The sequence below is a fragment of the Photobacterium sp. OFAV2-7 genome (assembly GCF_022347985.1).
In the GTDB taxonomy this organism is placed as follows: Bacteria; Pseudomonadota; Gammaproteobacteria; order Enterobacterales; family Vibrionaceae; genus Photobacterium.
Map to the genome: position 1 here is coordinate 1 of NZ_JAKRFQ010000657.1, position 3,088 is coordinate 3,088.

Genomic DNA, 3,088 nt, shown 5'->3' on the forward strand with positions numbered 1-3,088 from the left:
CCGTCGCTGGCAGCCGTAAGCGTGCAAAAGGCTTGGGAACAGGCGGTACATTGCCCGCGGCGATTGATGACATTTTTGATCAGACCGGTGCTTTGGTTATCGTTGTCAGGGCTGAAAAAGGTGCTGATGATGCCACGACTCAGGCAAATATCATCAAAGCCATGCAGGGTTGGCTCGATAGCCAGACGGAAACTGGTTACACGCCACGTATTCTGGTCGCGCCGGAGTTCAGCCAAGTAGATGCAGTTGCCTCAGAAATGGAGGCCAAAGCAGCCCGATTACGGGCGATCACCTATACAGACTGTAAACGTACTGCCAGCTACACCGATGCGATCAAGCGAGCGCGTCAGTTTGGGATGCGTGTTGAAATGCAGTGGCCTTGGGTACGAGTGTTCGACACCGAACAGGCCAAAGAAATCGACCGGCCTTCCTCTGCTCGAGCAGCAGGCCTGCGTGCCCGTATTGATGCCGAGAAAGGATTTTGGTGGTCAAAATCCAATAACCAGATCTTCGGCATTGTGGGAACCTCCCAGCCAGTAGATTGGGCGCTGGGCGAACCGAACACGACTGCCAATATGCTGAACGAAAACAAGGTCAGCACCATCATCCGCGAGGGTGGATTTCGACACTGGGGTAACCGCACCTGTAGCGTCGATCCCAAGTGGACATTCGAACAGACTCGCCGGACGGCAGACATCATCAACGACAGCGTGCAGCGTTCCCATATGTGGGCGGTTGACCGCAACATCACCAAAACGTATGTCGATGATGTCGTCGGAGGTGTGAATGCCTACCTGCGTGAATTAAAAGCACTCGGCGCGATTCTTGGCGGTGAATGCTGGGCCGATCCGGAGCTAAACTCCCCGGCAACCATTCAGAAAGGCCTGGTGTATTTTGACTTTGACTTCTGCCCACCGTATCCGGCTGAACACATCGTGTTCCGCTCCCGCATTAACAATGATTATCTTGAAGAGGTATTTGGCTAATGGCAGCAGACAATATCCTGAAGCGCTGGTCCATCTGGGTAGATGGAATCGGCAAGGCTGGTAACGCCAAGGAATACACACCACCGGCACTCGAAGTGATCACCAAGGATTTTCAGGCGGGTGATATGGATATGCCAATCCCAATCGATGTTGGCATGGCTGGAATGGAAACCAGTTACTCGATTTATGGTGTCGATGTCACCGTTCTGCCTCTGTTTGGCTTGCGTCAGGGTAGCCGGACAGCGGTATCAGTGCGTTCGACGTATCAGGATCTGAAAGGTAACAGTTACGACCTGGTTGAAGAGCTGGGCGGCATGATCACCAAAATTGAGCGTGATACACAGGACGGCGGTGATCAGAGTGATAAAGCCATGAAAGTCACCCAAAAGCTGGACTATTACAAAGTGGTTCGCTCCGGTGTTGAGCTGATTGAAATCGACCCGGTTAACCATGTTCGTAAGTTGGGTGGTATCGATGCGCTTGAAGGTATCCGGGCATTGATGCAACTGAGCTAATGAGAGCGGCCAAGGTCGCAATGAATTTGTTAACAGGCCGCTGATGCGGCTTTTTTTATAGGTAATTGTTTATGCCATACCCCAATGAAACAAAATCAGTAATGCTAGATATCCCCTTTGAATATAAGGGACAAAAAGTTGAAACACTGGAAATCCGTCGCCCTAAGGTTCGTGATCAGCTGATCGCCGATAAGCAGAATAAAGAGCCTGCAGATAAAGAAGTTCATCTGATGTCATTACTTGCTGGTGTTGAACCGGAGCTCATTCAAGAGCTGGATTTGAGTGACTATGAGCAGGTGCAAGAAGTCATTGTGGGTTTTCGGAAGAAGAACTCAGAGAACGAGACATCCAGCGAGGATTAATCGTATTGGCCAGCCACACAGGCTGGTCGATCTCTGAGTTGTTGGAGCTGCCGTTTAAGGCGTTTATCGAATTTTTAGAACTATTGCCTAAGGAGGATGAAGGTAGTGGTAAACCAAAATCTTAAAACTGTCGTTACTTTAGGCGGTTCAGTAGACAGTTCGTTTGCGAAAATCGGTTCAGCCTTCAATAAGTCGATGGGCAAATCGGTGAAGACCGTCAAAGAGCTTGAAAGGGAGCAGGGAAAGCTAACTCACCAGATCCGAAAATCCAAACTGGCCGGAGCCGATGTTTCTCTCTTAAGCCGTCGCTACAAACAGTTAGGTGATGAAATTGATGGTGCCAGAGACAAGGCAGAGGCGTTTGAAAGTGCTGCTGACATTGGTGGCAGGTTCAGAGGTATTGCTGCATCTGGAACTGTTGCCATTGGCTCTATCTGGGCAACCACCACGGCCATGACAGGCCTGATGACAGTTACCAACCAGCAAACCGCCACTATGGTCGGTCTGGCCCAGTCTTACGATATGAGCATCGAGCGCTTTAAGGCATGGAACGGCGTAGCCAATCAGGCTGGGCTGGACGGTGAACACATCGGAGACTTGATTGAAGAGCTGAGTAATAAGTTTGGTGAGTTCAAAGCACTTGGTGCTCAGTCTTCAGTTTCGGATGTCTTTGGTGCTCTCGGCATTGATGCCGCCATGATGGAAGGTATGGCAGCCGCCGACCAGTTTGAATTTATCATGCAGCGGCTGGAGAAGGTGACCGACAAGCAGCAGGCCGCATCGTTGGCAGACATGCTGTTTGGTGGTGAAGGCAACAAGGTTATCACTTATATCCGCAATACTGGCAAGTCTCTCAACGAGTTGCTGGATACGCAGCGCAAGTTCAACATGCTTACTGAACAGGGGGCCAATGGTGCGAAGGCTTATGGCAGCGCGTTCAAAAGCCTGACTAGTGTAGCTACTTCTGCATGGCAGGAAATCTCTGGGATCGTAGGTGGGGAAATGGCTGGTGATATTCAACGTTTGGGCGTTACCGTCAGCAGCTTTGTTCGGAACAACAAGCAAGAGATCGTCAGTACCGTAAAAAGCCTGGTGTATGGCGTAAAAGACTTCACTGTTGCTCTGTGGAATGTCGGGGCAACGGTGAACAGGGTTGTGCAGTTTTTCGGCGGCTGGAAAACCGTAGGAATAGCGGTTGCGTCCGTGCTTACCGGGAAGCTGCTTG

3 protein-coding genes and 1 pseudogene are annotated in these 3,088 nt (G+C 50.7%); all 4 read left to right on the forward strand.

Annotation, left to right across the window (positions count from 1 at the left end; all coding sequences use genetic code 11):
* Positions 1 to 986: phage tail sheath C-terminal domain-containing protein (locus tag MHN01_RS22525; RefSeq protein WP_239413574.1), on the forward strand; the 986-nt coding region annotated here is incomplete at its 5' end.
* Positions 986 to 1,501: a phage major tail tube protein gene (locus MHN01_RS22530; RefSeq protein ID WP_160654868.1), complete on the forward strand. Its 516-nt coding sequence runs from the start codon at positions 986 to 988 to the stop codon at positions 1,499 to 1,501. The genes MHN01_RS22525 and MHN01_RS22530, both read left to right, overlap by 1 nt.
* 71 nt (positions 1,502 to 1,572) lie before the next feature.
* Positions 1,573 to 1,863 (forward strand): phage tail assembly protein, encoded by a 291-nt coding sequence (locus tag MHN01_RS22535; RefSeq protein ID WP_239413576.1) that lies wholly within the window; start codon positions 1,573 to 1,575, stop codon positions 1,861 to 1,863.
* A gap of 105 nt (positions 1,864 to 1,968) precedes the next feature.
* Positions 1,969 to 3,088: pseudogene (locus tag MHN01_RS22540) on the forward strand (phage tail protein); the annotation flags it as partial.